Raw genomic sequence first — 16191 nt, 5'->3', positions numbered from 1 at the left:
AATGGACGCGGCCGGTATAGAGGAAATGTTTCAGGGGCTCGGCCCCGTGACGATCAAGCGTATGTTCGGCGGCAAGGGCATCTATCACCTCGGCCGTATCGTCGCGGTCGAAGTTGGAGGCGAAGTGCTGCTCAAGGCCGATGACAAGAGCTCGCCCGAGTTTGCCGCAGCAGGCTCCAGCCAATGGTTCTATGAGGGCAAGAAGGGCAATCCGGTAAAAATGCCTTACTGGTCGATCCCGGACGCGGCTTATGACGATCCGGATGAAATGGCGAAATGGGTGCGGCTTGCCTATGAGGCGGCGCTTAGAGCCGAATGATCAGCGGAAGTCTTCGTTGTCGAGATAACCGATTGCGGCCTTGGCAAAGTCGGAAAGTGGTGTCGGCAGTTGTGATCGCGTGAACCAGCCGAAATCCGAGAGTTTTTCCGGTTCCGTCAACTGCGGATCGCCGCTGACTTCTCTAGCTATATAGAGAAACGAGACCCAATGCTGCGCATCGGCGCCTGAAATCACTTCCGCATGACCGAGAAGTTCGGTGCGAGCAATCGTCAATCCGGTTTCTTCCTCGGCTTCCCGGCGCGCGGCTTCGGCAATTGGCTCCATATGATCTACTTTGCCGCCGACGATGCTCCAATGACCGGCCTCAGGCACACGAATGCGCTTGTAAAGCAGGATCTTGCCGTCGCGCAAAATCACCAGGCCGACACCGAGACCTGGAAAATGAATGCCAGGTTTGCCCATCGGAAGATTAGACCTTGGCGTTTGCCGCGATCAGCATGAAGGCGGGAATGTCGTCGCCGAAGCCGACCGGCGTCGGGCCGTCGTCGTGGTCGCGATAGCGGCGGCGCTCGCGATTGTCATCGTTCGCCGGATAGGGCCGAGAGTTGCGCGCGTTGTTCTGCGGCTTGTTTTCTGCTTTGCGCTCGTGCTTCACGCTTTCGGCCTTTGCTGGTGCTGCTGCTTCGATGGCTTCGGCGGCATTATCATCGGCGCCGATATCAGTTTTATGACCCCGGCGCTCCTTGACGCGGCCACGGCCCTTGTCGCGATCCCGGGTACCTGCGCGGCGTGGGCGATCGTCTTCGCGGCCGGGTTCCGGAGGCGGAAGAGCGGAAAGATCGCCATGCAGCCACTCGACCGTCTCGCCGATCAGCTTTTGGATCGCGTCGGCATGTTTCTGGTCACGGCCTGTGACAATGGTGAAGGCAGCGCCGGAACGGCCTGCACGGCCGGTGCGGCCGATGCGGTGCACGTAATCCTCGGCATGAATCGGCACATCGAAGTTGAAGACGTGGCTGACATCCGGAATGTCGAGGCCGCGGGCGGCGACGTCGGAGGCGACGAGTAGTTGCAGCTGCCCATCACGGAAGCTTTGAAGCATATTCGTGCGCGAGCGCTGGTCCATGTCGCCGTGGAGTGCGCCGACGGAAAAGCCATGGCGTTCGAGGGAGCGGAAGAGGTCGGCCACGTCCTTCTTGCGGTTGCAAAAGATGATGGCGTTCTTCAGGTCCTCCTGCGCGCGGACCAGATCGCGCAGTGCGGCGCGCTTCTCATAGTCCTTGCCGTGCGAAGCAACGAAACGCTGCGTGATGTTCTTGGCGGCGGAGGCCGGCTTTGCGACTTCGATTCGCTCCGGATTTTGCAAGAACCGGTCGGCGAGCTTCTGGATTTCCGGCGGCATGGTCGCCGAGAAGAACAGTGTCTGGCGTGTGAAGGGGATGAGCTTGGCAATACGCTCGATATCCGGGATGAAGCCCATGTCGAGCATTCGGTCGGCTTCGTCGATGACGAAGATTTCGACGGCGCTCATCAAAAGCTTGCCGCGCTCAAAATGGTCCAGCAGGCGGCCGGGCGTGCAGATGAGAACGTCTGCACCGCGCTCGAGCTTGCGGTCCTGGTCTTCGAAGGAAACGCCGCCGATCAGCAGCGCGACGTTCAATCGGTGGTTCTTGCCATATTTTTCGAAGTTCTCCGCGACTTGCGCGGCGAGTTCGCGCGTCGGTTCGAGGATGAGCGTTCGTGGCATGCGGGCGCGGGCGCGGCCCTTTTCCAGCAGCGACAACATCGGCAAGACGAAGGATGCCGTCTTGCCCGTTCCTGTCTGCGCGATCCCGCAAATGTCACGGCGCTGCAGGGCGAACGGGATTGCTCCTGCCTGAATAGGAGTGGGGATCGTGTAGCCGGCGTCGGTAACGGCGGAAAGCACTTTTTGGCTCAGGCCAAGGTCAGCAAATGTCGTCAAGGGGAAAACTATTTCCGTTCAGGTTCGGCCATACTCTGGTTGAGTCGGCGGGATTGCATGCCGCAATGCAGCGCGACATAGTCCCAAACGGCTTGCAAGTCAAGGAATACGGGCTCTGCAGCCGTCGAACAGGTAAAACTGTGGTTACCGCAGTCGTTTATTTGATATAAGTCGCGAGTTTCAAGCCTGCATTCAAGAAATACACCGGATCGACCGCGCGGCCGTTCTGGCGTACCTCGTAATGCAAATGGGTGCCCGTCGAACGGCCTGTGCTTCCGGCAAGACCGATCACATCCGAGCGGCCGACCATGTCGCCGGCCTTCACCAGAATCTCCGACATGTGGCCGTAACGGGTAGAAATGCCGTTACCGTGATCGATCTCGACCATGTTGCCGTAGCCGCCCGTCCAGCCGGCATTGACGACCTTGCCGGGGGCTGTTGGGCGGATCGTTTCGCCCGCAGCAAAGCGAAAGTCAACGCCGGAATGAAGGGCAAGACGTCCGAGGAAAGGATCGCGCCGATTGCCGAAGGGACTGGTGATTTCCTTGCCGATGGCCGGATTGCGGAACGGCAGGGCTTCCGCCGTACTGCGAACGGCTTCGAGCCGGGTCAAGGCGGTATCGAGCTGCGCGAGGGAATTGTTGAAGTTGTCGCCGTTTTCCGGCTCGGCATAGGGGCCGCCGACAGCGCTGTCATCATCATCATCATCGGGCTTGACGGCTGCCTGCTCCGGTACGGCAATCTTGAAGCGGGTCAGGACTTTCTCGATATTGCTGGCGGCATCGCCCGCATCCACAGTCAGCTGCTCAACGCGGGCGCGCTGCTCTTCCTCGACGCCTTTCAGTGAAAGCGTGACCTTCGAGAACAGGCGGTCGGCGCGATCGCCGACGGTTTCGGGTGTGGGGGCATAGGCGAGCGCGGAATTGTCGGGCGTTGCGTCGGCGGGTTCGTCCGTGCCTGCCAGGAGCATGTCGATCGCCCGGGCGCCGGGTGAAACCGACGCACGCTTGTCCTTTGCTTCGGGCACGAGGGATTGAGCCGGTATCATCGCATCCTTCTTCGTCAGGCCGGAATGTTCCGCACGGTCGAGGAGGGAGCCAAACTTGCCATGGCGCGAGGTCAGCGCCATCTGCTGCTGCATGAGCTTGTCCACCTTGTCTTCCACCAGCTGCTGGTCGAGCAGCTGACGCGAGGTGACCCGATCGACCTGCGCACGAAGGGCCGCAATGCGATCTTCATAATCATGCTGCATGCGGGCTTGGCGCGCCATGGTGGCGCCGATCAGGTCGTCGCGAAGGACGAGGTAGGAGGTTGCAAGCAGATAGCCGATCACGAAAACGACGGAAAAACAGAAGCCGAGGGCTGCCATCCACGGCTTTATGGTTACGTGCCGGACCTTGTCGCCACTGGCGAGAATGAGGATATGTTCCTGCGAGCGCTTGCCGAATACGCGATTTTGCTGTGCATGCGTCACGGAGAATCTCCCAATTGATGCGCCCGTGCTTCGATCAGGAATGATTACACACCGTTATGGTTAACAAATGCCTTAGCGGGCATATTCATGCACGCACAGGTTTACAGATTGCTGGTCGCCGTCAATGAACGATAGAAAGAAGGCGTGAGGCCGGCTTCGGCGCGCGCCAGGTCGTTGAATGGCGGTTTCAGCGGACCGCGGAAGTTTGCACGCACCAGCTCCTTGAAGGTCTGGGCCGGGTCGCGGCGCTCGCGGGCGCAGAGAAAGCGGAACCATTTTGCGCCGATTGCCACATGCCCCTTTTCGTCATTGTAGATGACATCGAGGACGGCCGCACTTTCGTGATCGCCGGTTTCACGCATCTTCGCCTGCAGCGAGGGCGTGACATCCAAGCCGCGGGCCTCGAGAATCAGGGGAACGACCGCAAGCCGCGCCGTCAGATCGTTTCTGGTCGCGTGCGCCGCCTGCCAAAGGCCGTCATGCGCGGGCATATCACCGTAATCGGCGCCAAGATCGCGCAGCCGCCCGCGCACCAAGCGGAAGTGCTTCGCCTCCTCGAAGGCAACCTGCATCCATCCGTCGAAGAAAGAGTTGGGAACCGATTCGGTGGCAAACCGCGCAACGATATCGAGTGCCAGGTCAACGGCGTTGAGCTCGATATGGGCGATCGCGTGAAGAAGCGCAATGCGACCGTTGATGGTGTGCAGCGAGCGTCTCTCGACCTGCGTCGGGGGTACCAGTGTCGGCTTATCCGGGCGGCCCGGCCTATCCGGCAGCGACGCATCGCGCGGCGAACGTAGGGAAATTCTTCGTGCAAACCAGCGGGTCGCAGCTTCCTGCGCCAGAGCTGTCTTGCGATCGAGATCGGCGGACCCGATGGCCTCGATCGCGCCACCGCGCAGAGATGGCATCGAAAGCGTGCTCACGCGGTAAGGTTCCTGAGGGCCTTCAAAACGTCTTCGGCATGACCGGGTACCTTGACCTTCTGCCAGATCATCGCGACGGTACCATCGGTGCGGATCAGAAAGGTCGTGCGCTCGACGCCCATGAAACTGCGGCCATACATGCTCTTTTCCTTCCAGACACCATAGGCCTGCAGCGTCGTTTTCTCTTCGTCCGAGGCGAGCGCAACGGAAAGGCTGTACTTCTTGATGAAGCGTTCGTGGCATTTGACCGAATCAGGGGACATTCCGACGACCGCCGCTCCCGCGGCATCGAATTCGTCGGCCAAAGCGGTAAAGGCCAGCGATTCCGCGGTGCAGCCGGTCGTATCGTCCTTCGGATAGAAGAACAGAACCAGCGGTTTTCCGCGGAAATCGGCAAGCGATACCCGCCCGCCGCCGTCGCGGGGAAGATTGAAATCCGGCGCCGTGGCGCCGATGCCGAGAACCGCCATATGTGGAAACCTTTCTTTTGCCGGGTTTATGGATGACACTATGTTCCGCGGATATATATTGAAGCTCAAATCGTCCCGCCAGACCGGACGGCCACATTCTAACTCGGGGTTATCCAAAGCGCATGTCGGTGATCCGCGGCGAAAAGGTTACGTTTCGCAAAAAAGACATCGTCGCGCTGCATGAGCTTCCCTCCGCACAGGCCGAAGACCCCATCATCGTGCATTGCCCGCCGCCGCGCCGTTCACGCATGCGGCGTGCGGCCAATGTGACGGCTGGTTGCTTTGCCGCCGTTCTCTTTCTTCTGGTGGCGATCATCTTCACTATCGAAAGCGGAATGTTCGACGCGACGCTGTCGCGCCAGGCGCAGACCGCCTTGAATTCGGCGATAGGTCCCCGCTACCGGGCAGAAGTGGGCTCGACCGTCATCCGTTTCACGTCCGGTGCACAGCTCGCGCTTGAAGCCCGTAACGTCAATATGGTCGATCAGGAAAGCGGGCAGCATCTGTCGACGACAGGCGCGATGCGCATGGCGCTCGATCCGTTTGCGCTTTTTCGCGGCCGGGTGGCCGTGACGGCGATCGAAGCCGCCGATATTGCGCTCGACACGGCCCTTCTGCCGTCCGGCGGCCCGCTGGACTTAAGCAAGCTTCGCATCGACGCAATTCCGCAGGCGATGGAAGCTGCGTTTTCTCATCTCGATATCCTGGACGATTTCGTCGAGCGCGGGGGTACGGATACGGTGCGTCTCTCCGGCATCGACATCAAGCTCGCCGATACCGCGAATGGTCCGCTTTCGATCGTGGTCGACAATCTGGTCTTTGCGCATGCGGGACCATCTTCGCTGCATTTGACGGGCGAGGTGGCAATCAACGGCGAAGTGGCGATGCTGGATGTGCTTGCTGAAAGGAGCGCCGGGAAAGCGTCGCGGTTCACGGCAAAGCTCACCCATGCCGATCTGACGCCATTTACCTTGAAGAGGAACGGGCTCGGGGAAATTCGGCAGGGCGTAAACAGTTTTGCGGACGTTGCCGTTTCCGCCGTGCGGAGTGCGGGCGATGTTGCGCCGTCCCTGGCCGCCAGGGCGGATCTTGCGCCCGGGTCGATCTATGTCGACGGAGACGCACAGCAGCTTTCCGGCGGCCGCATCAATCTCGGCTATGACTTTACGAAGCAGACGCTTGAGATCGCAAGATCGCAAGCGCAGTTCGGCAACACCGCCGTCCCGTTCAACGGCGCAATCATCGATCTCGACAAGCTCGATCCGGCCGTCGGCAAGGGTTTTGGCATCGATCTGCTGATCAGCGGCGGCACGGCTGCACCGGTGGGCTCGGGCGAACAGCCGCTCCCATTCGATATCCAGACGACGGGCCGCTACCTCGTCACCTCGCGGGAACTGCAGTTCGCGGGCATGACAGTTTCTAGTCCTCTGGGGCAGCTGTTCGGATCGCTTCATGTCAAACTCGGCGACAAATCGCCGGAAATCAGCTTCGTCGGACAATCGCAGCAGCTTCAGACGGCTGCGATCAAGCAGCTCTGGCCCTTTTGGATGGCGCCCAGGGCGCGCGAATGGGTTCTGGGAAATCTCTTCGGCGGCACGGTCACGAATGCGTCGATCTCGGTATTCATTCCGTCCGGGAAATTGGACGAGGCCGTCGGCAAGGGGCTGAGACTCGGCGACGAGCAAATCCGTATCAGTTTCGATATCGCGAATGCGCGCATGAACGTGGCAGGCGATATTCCGCCGATCCGAGATACGTCCGCCCATTTCGATCTGACCGGCCAGAGGGCGACGATTTCGATCAAGAGTGGCACGTCATATTTCGCATCGGGCCGTTCCGTCAGCCTCGGAGAGGGTCAGTTCGTACTGCCCTCGACTTACCAGAAGCCACTGATGGCGGAAATGAAGCTCGCGATCTCCGGCGATGCCGATGCGGTGGGCGAACTCCTCACCTACAAGCCGGTCCAGGTCCTGCAGCGCGCCGGCCTTGTGCCTGGGGACCTGAAGGGCAAGATCACCGCCGACGTCGAGGCGCGGCTCGGCCTTCTGCGATCGCAGGATCCTCCGCCGCCCGAATGGAAGGCCAGCATGCAGCTCAGCGGCGTCGATGTCGGCAAGCCGGTGTCGGGCCGGATGATTACCAATCTGAATGGCGCGCTCGACGCCGATCCGCAGCAAGTGGCGCTCGACGCCGAGGGGCAGATCGACGGCGTGCCCGCCGAGATCGAGCTTGTCGAGCCGACCGACAAATCGTCCGGCGTCAAGCCGCAGCGCATCATCACGGCGACGCTGAACAACGCTCAACGCGCAAAGGTGCTTCCTGGCCTATCCGGGATCATCGACGGCAGCCTGACGATGCAGCTGACGAAAATCGATGAGGAACGCCAGAATGTTCAGATCGATCTCGACAAGGCGTCGTTGCAGCTTCCCTGGATCGGTTGGGCGAAGGGAAGCGGGATCGGCGCGACGGCGGAATTCGAAGTATCGGGACCACCCGAGAAAACGCAGATCAGGAATTTCCGTCTGAAGGGCGACGGCTTTGGCGCCAGCGGCTCGTTTGCCCTCAGCAAAGGCGATCTCGAGTCTGCCGATTTCGACAGCGTGAGACTTTCGTCCCTTGATGACTTTGCCATATCGATCCGGCGTAACAGGGGCAATTTCGACGTTTCGGTATCTGGGAACACTGCCGATGCGCGTCCGATCCTTGCACGATTGAAGAACGGACAAGGCGACAGCGACGGGGATGGTGGTGGCAGTGCCAGCGTCTCGGTCCGTGCGAATCTCAACAGCGTCGTTGGCTTCAACGATGAAAAGATCGGCAATTTCGAGGCCAGATACGTATCGAGCGGCGGGCGCCTGCAGGCGCTGAACTTTTCCGGCATCACCGGCAGCGGCGAGGCGGTTGTCAGCCAGACAAGGGAAGGCCGCGTCTTGAATATCACGAGCGGCGATGCCGGTGCCGTCTCGCGCTTCGCCGATCTCTATCAGCATATGCAGGGCGGGCTGCTCAACATGTCGATCAGGCTCGGCGACGGCGGCAATTGGGATGGCTCGGTCGATATACGCCGCTTCGCCATCGTCAACGAGCAGCGCCTGCACTCGATCGTTTCAACGCCCGTCGGCGAGAACCAGCGCAGTCTCAATTCCGCCGTCAAACGCAATATCGACACCTCCGCGCAGCGCTTCCAGCGCGGCTTTGCGCGCGTCGTGTCCCGCGGCGGCGTGGTCGGTGTCGAAAACGGCGTGGTGCGCGGCGATCAGATCGGGGCCACGTTCCAGGGCGTGATCCGCGATCAGCGCGGCAACATGGATATGACCGGCACCTTCATGCCGGCCTATGGATTGAACCGGCTGTTTGCCGAGCTGCCGGTCATTGGGATCATTCTCGGGAACGGTTCGGATCGCGGCCTGATCGGCATCACGTTCAAGCTGACCGGCAAATTCGACCATCCGGCCATGCAGATCAATCCGCTGTCGATCATTGCGCCGGGCGTTTTTCGCAACATCTTCGAGTTCCAATAAAAAAAGCCGGCGCAAAGGCCGGCTTGCTTGAATTTCGAGACCGTGGGGCTCAGGCCGCGCGGCGGATGAGGATGTGCTTCTTCTTGCCGAGCGACAGCTTGATGACGCCATCGGCGGTGATTTCACCGCTGCCGATCAGCCTACGCTCGTCGCTGACCGCTTGGTCGTTGATGCGCACGGCTCCGCCCTGAACGTGACGGCGGGCTTCGCCGTTGGAGTTAGCAAGGCCGGCGCGGACCATCAGCGAAAGCAAGCCGATACCGGCGTCGAGTTCGGATGCGGGAACATCGACGGACGGAAGGTTCTCGGCGATCCCGCCTTCTTCGAAGGTTTTGCGAGCCGTTTCAGCGGCCTCTTCGGCAACGGTGCGGCCATGCAGGATCGCCGTTACTTCGGTTGCGAGTATCTTCTTTACCTCATTGATTTCCGAGCCACCGAGCGCAGACAAGCGTGCGATCTCGGCCATTGGCAAGGTGGTGTAAAGCTTGAGGAAGCGCGGGATGTCCGCATCTTCGGTATTGCGCCAGTATTGCCAGAAGTCATAGGCCGAGAACATATCGGCGTTCAGCCAGACGGCACCGGTCGCCGACTTGCCCATCTTGGCGCCGGAAGATGTCGTCAAAAGCGGAGAGGTCAGGGCATAGAGCTGTGTAGTCCCCATGCGGTGACCGAGATCTATACCATTGATGATGTTGCCCCACTGGTCGGAACCGCCCATCTGCAGCTGGCAGCCGTAGCGTTTTGCCAGTTCGACGAAGTCGTAGGCCTGCAGGATCATGTAATTGAATTCGAGGAACGAGAGCGACTGTTCGCGATCGAGACGCGTCTTCACGCTGTCGAAGGCCAGCATGCGATTGACCGAGAAGTGGCGACCGACATCGCGCAGGAAATCGAGGTAGTTGATCGAACGCAGCCATTCGGCATTGTTGATCATCAAGGCGTCTTTCGGACCCTCACCGTAGGTGAGGTAATTCGAGAAGACACGCTTGATCGAGGCGATGTTGCTCTCGATCGTTTCGACGGTCATCAACTGGCGTGCTTCCTCCTTGAAGGACGGATCGCCTACCATGCCGGTGCCGCCGCCCATCAGCGAAATCGCGCGGTGGCCGGTTTTCTGCAGCCAGTGGAGCATCATGATCTGGATCAGCGAGCCTGCATGCAGGCTCGGCGCCGTGGGATCGAAGCCGATATATGCCGTCACGGTTTCCTTGGCGAACAGATCGTCGAGGCCTGCTTCATCGGAGATCTGATGAATGAAGCCGCGCTCTTTCAGGATGCGCAGGAAATCGGATTTGAACTCGGACATGACTTCGTCTCTTTGGGGGTGTCGGATTGATACTTGTTGAACTGCCGCGGCGCGTTTAGCACTGTTTTGCCGAAAGTGCACTATTCCGTTCGGAATGTTTTGGAGGATGGATGGGTAAAATAAGAACCGCAATCGGCCTGATGAGCGGAACGTCGATGGACGGAATCGATGTCGCCCTGGTTCGCACAGACGGTGAAGCCAGCGTGGAACGGGGGCCGTTTCTGGGTGTGCCTTACGATCCGGCCTTTCGCGACAGGCTGAAGTTTTCGCTTGAAGGCGCAAAATCCATACTCAGGCGCAAGGAACGACCCGGTGAACTTGCAGCAATCGAGCGAGAGCTTACGCTGCGTCATGCATCTGCCGTCACGCAATTTCTCGATCGTTGCGGTCTGGATCGAAGCGCAATCGATGTCGTCGGATTCCACGGCCAGACCGTGCTGCACCGGCCCGACGAGGCACTGACCGTCCAGCTCGGCGACGGGCCGCTGCTTGCGAGCGAAACCGGCATCCCGATCGTCTACGACATGCGGGCGAACGACATGGTGCATGGCGGGCAGGGTGCGCCGCTCGTGCCGGCCTATCATGCGGCGCTTTCGGGGACGCTTCGGGACGCCAAGCTGCCGGTCTGCTTCGTCAATATCGGCGGCATCTCGAACCTTACCTATATCGGCGCCGACGGCTCGATCGTCGCCTATGACAGCGGGCCGGGAAATACCTTGATCGACCAATGGGTCGAGACACATGCCGGGATTCCGTTCGACCAGGGCGGCATGATTGCTTCGGAAGGCAAGATCGTCGCCGAACTGGTCGACCTGTATCTGGAAAGCCCGTTCTTTACTGCCGAAAAACGCCGTTCGCTCGATCGCAACGATTTTCTACCGCCGAGCGGAGCGGACGCCGAGCTCGCGGACGGTGCGAGGACGCTCGCCTATGTGGCTGCCGCCTCGATCATCAAATCGGCCGGTCACCTCCCGGTGATGCCGACGGTCTACATCGTGTGCGGCGGCGGACGGCTGAACCGCACGATCATGCGCGATCTTGCTGATCTCGCTGCCCGCCAAAATGCCGACGTGATCTCCGCCGAGGTTGCGGGCTTTAACGGCGATGCCATGGAAGCTGAAGCCTGGGGGTACCTAGCAGTCCGGTCGCTGGAGGGACTGCCGCTGACTTTTCCGGGCACGACCGGTGTCAAGGAACCAGTCAGCGGCGGCATTCTTGCGGGGCCTTGATGGTGGGAACGCTTATTCTCGAAACCTCGCGGCTGCGGCTGGTGATGTGGAATGCAAGCGATGCGGGGTTCGTCCGCAAGCTGCATTCGACGATTGGCACAACGCGTTATATGTCCGGCGGCGCGCCCTGGAGCATCGAGAAGTGCGAGGAGCGGCTTGCCAGCTGGTTCAAAGAGAATGCGCAGGACGGGACGACAAAGTACAAGCTCCTGAGCAGAGATGACGGCCGCTTCATCGGCCGCGCTGGCATTTCGATGCATGACCGCGACGCAAACGAATTCGAACTCGGTTATGCGCTTTGCGAGGAAGAATGGGGAAAGGGCTATGCGACGGAAGTGGCCAGTGCGCTTGCGATTTGGTTCTTCGACAAGGGCTTCGCCACGCGTTTCATCGCTTTCACGCATCCGGAAAACTTCGCCTCGCAGCATGTACTGAAGAAGATCGGAATGCGGCCCGTCGCGCCGCGACTGATAGACGGCTTTGTGGCGCCGACATTCGAGCTCGGCGCCACCGACATTTGATTGTCAGCGAATACGCTTTGCTGCCGGTTCCGGCACCAGTTCGCCGTTCAGGCGGCGGTCGAGATAGTCCTCGCATTCCGCCATCAGTGTTTCGACCTGGCCGTTGAAGAAGTGATTGGCATTCGGCACGGTACGGTGAGTGATGAGGATGCCCTTCTGCGTCTTCAGCTTTTCGACCAGACCGTTGACATCCTTTTCTGGCGCGACCTTGTCGGCTTCGCCGTTGATGATCAGGCCGGAAGACGGGCAGGGCGCCAGGAACGAGAAGTCGTAGGTGTTCGGTTGCGGCGCAATCGACATGAAGCCTTCGATTTCCGGGCGGCGCATCAGCAGCTGCATGCCGATCCAGGCGCCGAAGGAATAGCCAGCGACCCAACAGGTCTTCGAATCGGGATGCAAGCTCTGCACCCAATCGAGCGCGGAAGCGGCATCCGAAAGCTCGCCGGCGCCGTGGTCGAATTCGCCCTGGCTGCGGCCGATTCCGCGGAAGTTGAACCGCAATGTGGTGAACCCGCGCTTCTGGAACATGTAGAAGAGCTGGTAGACGATCTGGTTGTTCATCGTGCCGCCGAACTGCGGGTGCGGGTGCAGGATAAGGGCGATCGGCGCGCTTTTTTCCTTGGAGGGCTGGTAGCGGCCTTCAAGACGGCCGGCTGGGCCGTTGAAAATGACTTCGGGCATCGGTACTCCGGGTTTTTATTTTCGCGTTCCTGCTGCTTAGACTTGACGAACGTTGTCAGCTTTTCTAAAACGCAGTTTAGAACAATTCGAAACTTGCATACGATCCACGCATCGTGGACGTGTCATAAGGCAAGCCCGGCGGAAATTTCAAGGAAAATGAACCGTGGCAGCCTAGCAGGATCAAGCGCAGGACAAAAGAGCATGGCGCCGCCCCGCCTTTATCTTGATTGGAACGCGACATCGCCGCTGCATCCCGCAGCGCGCGAGGCGGTTGTAAGCGCGCTTGCTCTGTTTGGAAATCCGAATTCTGTTCACGGCGAAGGCCGCGCCGTACGCGCTGCGATCGAGGGTGCGCGCCGCCAGATTGCGGCGCTGAGCGCGGCCGAACCGGCAAATGTGATTTTTACCAGTGGCGCGACGGAAGCGGCCAATATGGTGCTGACGCCGGATTTCCGCATGGGGCGCATGCCGCTTGCGATCGACCATCTCTACTATTCGGCGATCGAGCATCCGGCCGTGCGAGAAGGCGGCCGCTTTTCTGCTGAGAAGACGACTGAGATTCCAGTTACGTCCGCAGGTGTCGTGGATTTGGCAGCGCTGGAGAGATTGCTTGCCGGCCATGACAGGGCCGCGGGCTTGCCGATGGTGGCGATCATGCTCGTCAACAACGAGACAGGTATCGTTCAGCCGGTCCGCGAAGCCGCCAAGATCGTACAGACGTATGGCGGGGTTCTCGTAGTGGATGCGGTGCAGGCAGCAGGACGCCTGAAGCTCGACATCAACGAGCTCGGTGCCGATTTTCTGATCGTGTCCTCACACAAGCTCGGCGGGCCGAAAGGAGCCGGCGCGCTTGTGTCGCGCGGTGAGACCCTGATGCCGAGGCCGCTGATCCGCGGTGGGGGCCAGGAAAAAGGTCACCGTTCGGGGACTGAAAATTCCGCTGCCATCATTGGCTTCGGTGCCTCCGCAGCCGCGGCACTTGCCGAGTTCGACGAGCGCAATAGCAGATTTGAAAGGCTTCGCGACCGTCTTGAGGCTGGAATGCGGCGTGCAGCGCCCGGTTTGCTGATCTATGGGGCGGACGGGCCGCGGGTATCGAATACGAGCTTCTTCACCCTTCCCGGCCTCAAGGCCGAGACCGGCCAGATCGCCTTCGATCTCGAAGGCGTTGCTCTTTCGGCAGGCTCCGCCTGCTCGTCCGGCAAGGTCGGCGAAAGCCATGTGCTTGTGGCCATGGGCCGCGACCCGAAAATGGGCGCGCTGCGCATCTCGCTCGGTTTTGCGACGACGGAAGACGAAATCGACAGGGCGGTCGCCGCCTTTGCGAAGATTGCCGGGCGGTGCAGGCCGGCCGGAGAGGCGGCCTGACGGCCTCACTAAATTGCGGAAACGCAAATTTCCGCTTGCCAATCGGGCTGAAAAGCGCCTTTTGGCCACCTACATACGGGGTAACGAAAATCGCCCCAAGACAAGCTGCCGGACCTTTACCCGGCGAGATTGGAGAACGACATGCCCGCCGTCCAAGATACGGTTGAACGCGTCCGCCAGATCGATGTGGACCAGTACAAATACGGCTTCGAAACCATCATCGAGATGGACAAGGCACCCAAGGGCCTGTCCGAAGAGATCATTCGCTTCATCTCCGCCAAGAAGCGTGAGCCTGAATGGATGCTCGAATGGCGCCTTGAGGCCTACAAGCGCTGGCTGACGATGGACGAGCCCACCTGGGCGCGCGTCGACTATCCGAAGATCGACTTCAATGAAATCCACTTTTACGCTGCGCCGAAGAGCACATCCGGTCCCTCGTCGCTGGCTGAAGTCGATCCGGAGCTTCTGAAGGTCTATGAGAAGCTGGGCATCCCGCTGCGCGAGCAGGAAATCCTTGCCGGCGTTGAGAAGCCGAAGATCGCCGTCGATGCCGTCTTCGATTCCGTTTCGGTCGTGACGACCTTCAAGGAGGAGCTGAAGAAGGCCGGCGTGATCTTCATGTCGATCTCCGAGGCGATCCGAGAACATCCCGAGCTCGTGCAGAAGTATCTCGGCTCCGTCGTTCCGCAGACCGACAATTACTACGCGACGCTGAACTCCGCCGTCTTCACCGATGGCTCCTTCGTCTTCGTGCCGAAGGGCGTCCGCTGCCCGATGGAGCTCTCCACCTATTTCCGCATCAACGAGAAGAATACCGGTCAGTTCGAGCGCACGCTGATCATCGCCGAGGAAGGCGCCTATGTGTCCTACCTCGAAGGCTGCACGGCGCCACAGCGTGACGAAAACCAGTTGCACGCCGCCGTCGTCGAACTGATCGCGCTGGACGATGCCGAAATCAAGTATTCCACCGTCCAGAATTGGTATCCGGGCGATGCCCAGGGCAAGGGCGGCATCTACAACTTCGTCACCAAGCGCGGCGATTGCCGCGGCGACCGATCGAAGATCTCGTGGACGCAGGTCGAGACCGGCTCCGCCATCACCTGGAAGTACCCGTCCTGTATCCTGCGCGGCGACGATAGCCGCGGCGAGTTCTATTCGATCGCCGTGTCCAACGGCCATCAGCAGGTCGACAGCGGTACCAAGATGATCCATCTCGGCAAAAACACCTCGAGCCGCATCATTTCCAAGGGTATTGCCGCCGGCGTGTCGCAAAACACCTATCGCGGTCAGGTTTCGGCCCACCGCAAGGCCTCGAACGCGCGCAACTTCACGCAGTGCGACTCGTTGCTGATCGGCGACAAGTGCGGCGCACATACGGTGCCCTACATCGAGGCAAAGAATTCGACGGCACATTTCGAGCACGAGGCGACGACCTCGAAGATCTCCGAAGATCAGCTCTTCTATTGCCTGCAGCGCGGCATCCCGGAAGAAGCGGCGATTGCGCTGATCGTCAACGGCTTCGTCAAGGAAGTCCTGCAGGAACTGCCGATGGAGTTCGCCGTCGAGGCGCAGAAGCTGATCAGCATCTCGCTCGAAGGCAGCGTGGGCTAACGCCAACCGAAACGACTACGCGATGGCGCGCGCGGCGCGCCTTTCTACGATTGTTTTTATGGGACATAACCATGCTTGAAATCAGAAACCTGCACGCCCGCATCGCCGAAGACGGCACCGAAATCATCCGCGGCTTAGACCTTACGGTGAAGGCTGGCGAAGTGGCTGCCATCATGGGGCCTAACGGCTCTGGCAAGTCGACGCTCTCCTATATTCTCGCGGGTCGCGAAGACTATGAAGTGACCGAAGGCGACATTCTTTACAACGGCGAGAGCATCCTCGAGCTCGACGCTGCCGAGCGCGCCGCCAAGGGTATTTTCCTCGCCTTCCAGTATCCGGTTGAGATCCCGGGTGTCGCCACCATGCAGTTCTTGAAGGTCGCGATGAACGAGCAGCGCAAGGCGCGCGGCGAAGAAGAGCTGAAGACGCCGGATTTCATGCGTCTCGTCAAGGACGCGGCCGGCAAGCTGCAGATCAATACCGAGATGCTGAAGCGTCCGCTGAACGTCGGCTTCTCCGGCGGCGAGAAGAAGCGCGCCGAGATCCTGCAGATGGCGCTGCTTCAGCCCCAGCTTTGCGTGCTCGACGAGACCGATTCCGGCCTCGACATCGACGCGCTGAAGATCGTTGCCGATGGCGTCAACGCACTACGCTCGCCGGACCGCGCGGTGGTCGTCATCACCCATTACCAGCGCCTGCTCGACTACATCGTCCCAGACACGGTTCACGTCCTCTACAAGGGCCAGGTGATCAAGTCGGGCGACAAGACGCTGGCGTATGAGCTCGAAGCCAACGGATACGCCGACATCATCGGAGCGGCAGCCTGATTCAGGCGGAAAGG

At 60.2% G+C, this 16191-nt stretch carries 14 protein-coding genes; 7 read left to right on the top strand and 7 right to left on the bottom strand.

From position 1 onward, the window contains the following. Nucleotide 1 precedes the first annotated feature (1 nt). Nucleotides 2-319, top strand: coding sequence for a TfoX/Sxy family protein (locus RGR602_RS10200; RefSeq protein WP_039845002.1), 318 nt, complete (start codon nt 2-4; stop codon nt 317-319). On the opposite strand, the gene RGR602_RS10195 is transcribed toward RGR602_RS10200, so the two are convergent. From RGR602_RS10195 to RGR602_RS10175, 5 genes are all read right to left on the bottom strand, one after another. Beyond that, on the bottom strand, nt 320-742 hold the full coding sequence (locus RGR602_RS10195) for an NUDIX domain-containing protein (protein ID WP_039845001.1): 423 nt from the start codon (nt 740-742) through the stop codon (nt 320-322). It lies immediately after the preceding gene. A gap of 7 nt (nt 743-749) precedes the next feature. Continuing rightward, nucleotides 750-2243: a DEAD/DEAH box helicase gene (locus tag RGR602_RS10190; RefSeq protein WP_039845000.1), complete on the bottom strand. Its 1494-nt coding sequence runs from the start codon at nt 2241-2243 to the stop codon at nt 750-752. A gap of 157 nt (nt 2244-2400) precedes the next feature. After that, complete coding sequence (locus RGR602_RS10185; RefSeq protein ID WP_039844999.1) at nt 2401-3717, bottom strand: M23 family metallopeptidase; 1317 nt, start codon at nt 3715-3717, stop codon at nt 2401-2403. 101 nt (nt 3718-3818) lie between these two features. Then, a complete protein-coding gene (locus RGR602_RS10180; protein ID WP_039846773.1) occupies nt 3819-4628 on the bottom strand; it encodes a ferritin-like domain-containing protein in 810 nt (269 codons plus the stop codon). Between the two features lie 11 nt (nt 4629-4639). Beyond that, entirely contained in the window at nt 4640-5113 is a 474-nt protein-coding gene (locus RGR602_RS10175; RefSeq protein ID WP_039844998.1) for a peroxiredoxin, read from the bottom strand. A 122-nt stretch (nt 5114-5235) separates the two neighbouring features. Here RGR602_RS10175 and RGR602_RS10170 point away from each other — a divergent pair, with 122 nt between their 5' ends. After that, nucleotides 5236-8634, top strand: coding sequence for a YhdP family protein (locus RGR602_RS10170; RefSeq protein ID WP_039844997.1), 3399 nt, complete (start codon nt 5236-5238; stop codon nt 8632-8634). A 49-nt stretch (nt 8635-8683) separates the two neighbouring features. Here the strand turns inward: RGR602_RS10170 and tyrS are convergent, their stop codons facing one another. Then, a complete protein-coding gene (gene tyrS, locus RGR602_RS10165) occupies nt 8684-9940 on the bottom strand; it encodes a tyrosine--tRNA ligase (RefSeq protein WP_039844996.1) in 1257 nt (418 codons plus the stop codon). 110 nt (nt 9941-10050) lie between these two features. Between tyrS and RGR602_RS10160 the strand changes: the two genes are divergently transcribed. Both RGR602_RS10160 and RGR602_RS10155 read left to right on the top strand, forming a co-directional pair. Beyond that, nucleotides 10051-11169 carry an anhydro-N-acetylmuramic acid kinase gene (locus RGR602_RS10160; RefSeq protein ID WP_039844995.1) on the top strand — a complete coding sequence of 373 codons (1119 nt, stop codon included), beginning with the start codon at nt 10051-10053 and terminating at the stop codon, nt 11167-11169. Further along, entirely contained in the window at nt 11169-11690 is a 522-nt protein-coding gene (locus tag RGR602_RS10155) for a GNAT family N-acetyltransferase (protein ID WP_039844994.1), read from the top strand. Before RGR602_RS10160 ends, RGR602_RS10155 begins: the two co-directional genes overlap by 1 nt. Before the next feature lie 3 nt (nt 11691-11693). On the opposite strand, the gene RGR602_RS10150 is transcribed toward RGR602_RS10155, so the two are convergent. Then, nucleotides 11694-12371 (bottom strand): alpha/beta hydrolase, encoded by a 678-nt coding sequence (locus RGR602_RS10150; protein ID WP_022715287.1) that lies wholly within the window; start codon nt 12369-12371, stop codon nt 11694-11696. Nucleotides 12372-12572: 201 nt separating this feature from the next. Here RGR602_RS10150 and RGR602_RS10145 point away from each other — a divergent pair, with 201 nt between their 5' ends. The 3 genes from RGR602_RS10145 to sufC all read left to right on the top strand — a co-directional run bounded on the left by RGR602_RS10145 (nt 12573) and on the right by sufC (nt 16177). Continuing rightward, the gene (locus RGR602_RS10145; RefSeq protein WP_039844993.1) at nt 12573-13739 is read left to right on the top strand and encodes a cysteine desulfurase family protein; all 1167 of its coding nucleotides are present in this window, start codon (nt 12573-12575) and stop codon (nt 13737-13739) included. Between the two features lie 141 nt (nt 13740-13880). Beyond that, the gene (gene sufB, locus RGR602_RS10140; RefSeq protein WP_039844992.1) at nt 13881-15350 is read left to right on the top strand and encodes a Fe-S cluster assembly protein SufB; all 1470 of its coding nucleotides are present in this window, start codon (nt 13881-13883) and stop codon (nt 15348-15350) included. Nucleotides 15351-15421: 71 nt separating this feature from the next. Beyond that, the gene (sufC, locus tag RGR602_RS10135) at nt 15422-16177 is read left to right on the top strand and encodes a Fe-S cluster assembly ATPase SufC (protein WP_022715290.1); all 756 of its coding nucleotides are present in this window, start codon (nt 15422-15424) and stop codon (nt 16175-16177) included. Nucleotides 16178-16191: the final 14 nt, after the last annotated feature.

This window comes from Rhizobium gallicum bv. gallicum R602sp, from assembly GCF_000816845.1.
Lineage (GTDB): Bacteria > Pseudomonadota > Alphaproteobacteria > Rhizobiales > Rhizobiaceae > Rhizobium > Rhizobium gallicum.
Note: the sequence above shows the minus strand (reverse complement) of the source record. Positions and strands in the feature narration are given on the sequence as shown.

Coding starts and splice junctions, on each gene's coding strand:
- RGR602_RS10200 (WP_039845002.1), top strand. CDS start 2: ATGGACGCGGCCGGTATAGAGGAAATGTTTCAGGGGCTCGGCCCCGTG.
- RGR602_RS10195 (WP_039845001.1), bottom strand. CDS start 742: ATGGGCAAACCTGGCATTCATTTTCCAGGTCTCGGTGTCGGCCTGGTG.
- RGR602_RS10180 (WP_039846773.1), bottom strand. CDS start 4,628: ATGCCATCTCTGCGCGGTGGCGCGATCGAGGCCATCGGGTCCGCCGAT.
- RGR602_RS10175 (WP_039844998.1), bottom strand. CDS start 5,113: ATGGCGGTTCTCGGCATCGGCGCCACGGCGCCGGATTTCAATCTTCCC.
- RGR602_RS10170 (WP_039844997.1), top strand. CDS start 5,236: ATGTCGGTGATCCGCGGCGAAAAGGTTACGTTTCGCAAAAAAGACATC.
- tyrS (WP_039844996.1), bottom strand. CDS start 9,940: ATGTCCGAGTTCAAATCCGATTTCCTGCGCATCCTGAAAGAGCGCGGC.
- RGR602_RS10160 (WP_039844995.1), top strand. CDS start 10,051: ATGGGTAAAATAAGAACCGCAATCGGCCTGATGAGCGGAACGTCGATG.
- RGR602_RS10155 (WP_039844994.1), top strand. CDS start 11,169: ATGGTGGGAACGCTTATTCTCGAAACCTCGCGGCTGCGGCTGGTGATG.
- RGR602_RS10150 (WP_022715287.1), bottom strand. CDS start 12,371: ATGCCCGAAGTCATTTTCAACGGCCCAGCCGGCCGTCTTGAAGGCCGC.
- RGR602_RS10145 (WP_039844993.1), top strand. CDS start 12,573: ATGGCGCCGCCCCGCCTTTATCTTGATTGGAACGCGACATCGCCGCTG.
- sufB (WP_039844992.1), top strand. CDS start 13,881: ATGCCCGCCGTCCAAGATACGGTTGAACGCGTCCGCCAGATCGATGTG.
- sufC (WP_022715290.1), top strand. CDS start 15,422: ATGCTTGAAATCAGAAACCTGCACGCCCGCATCGCCGAAGACGGCACC.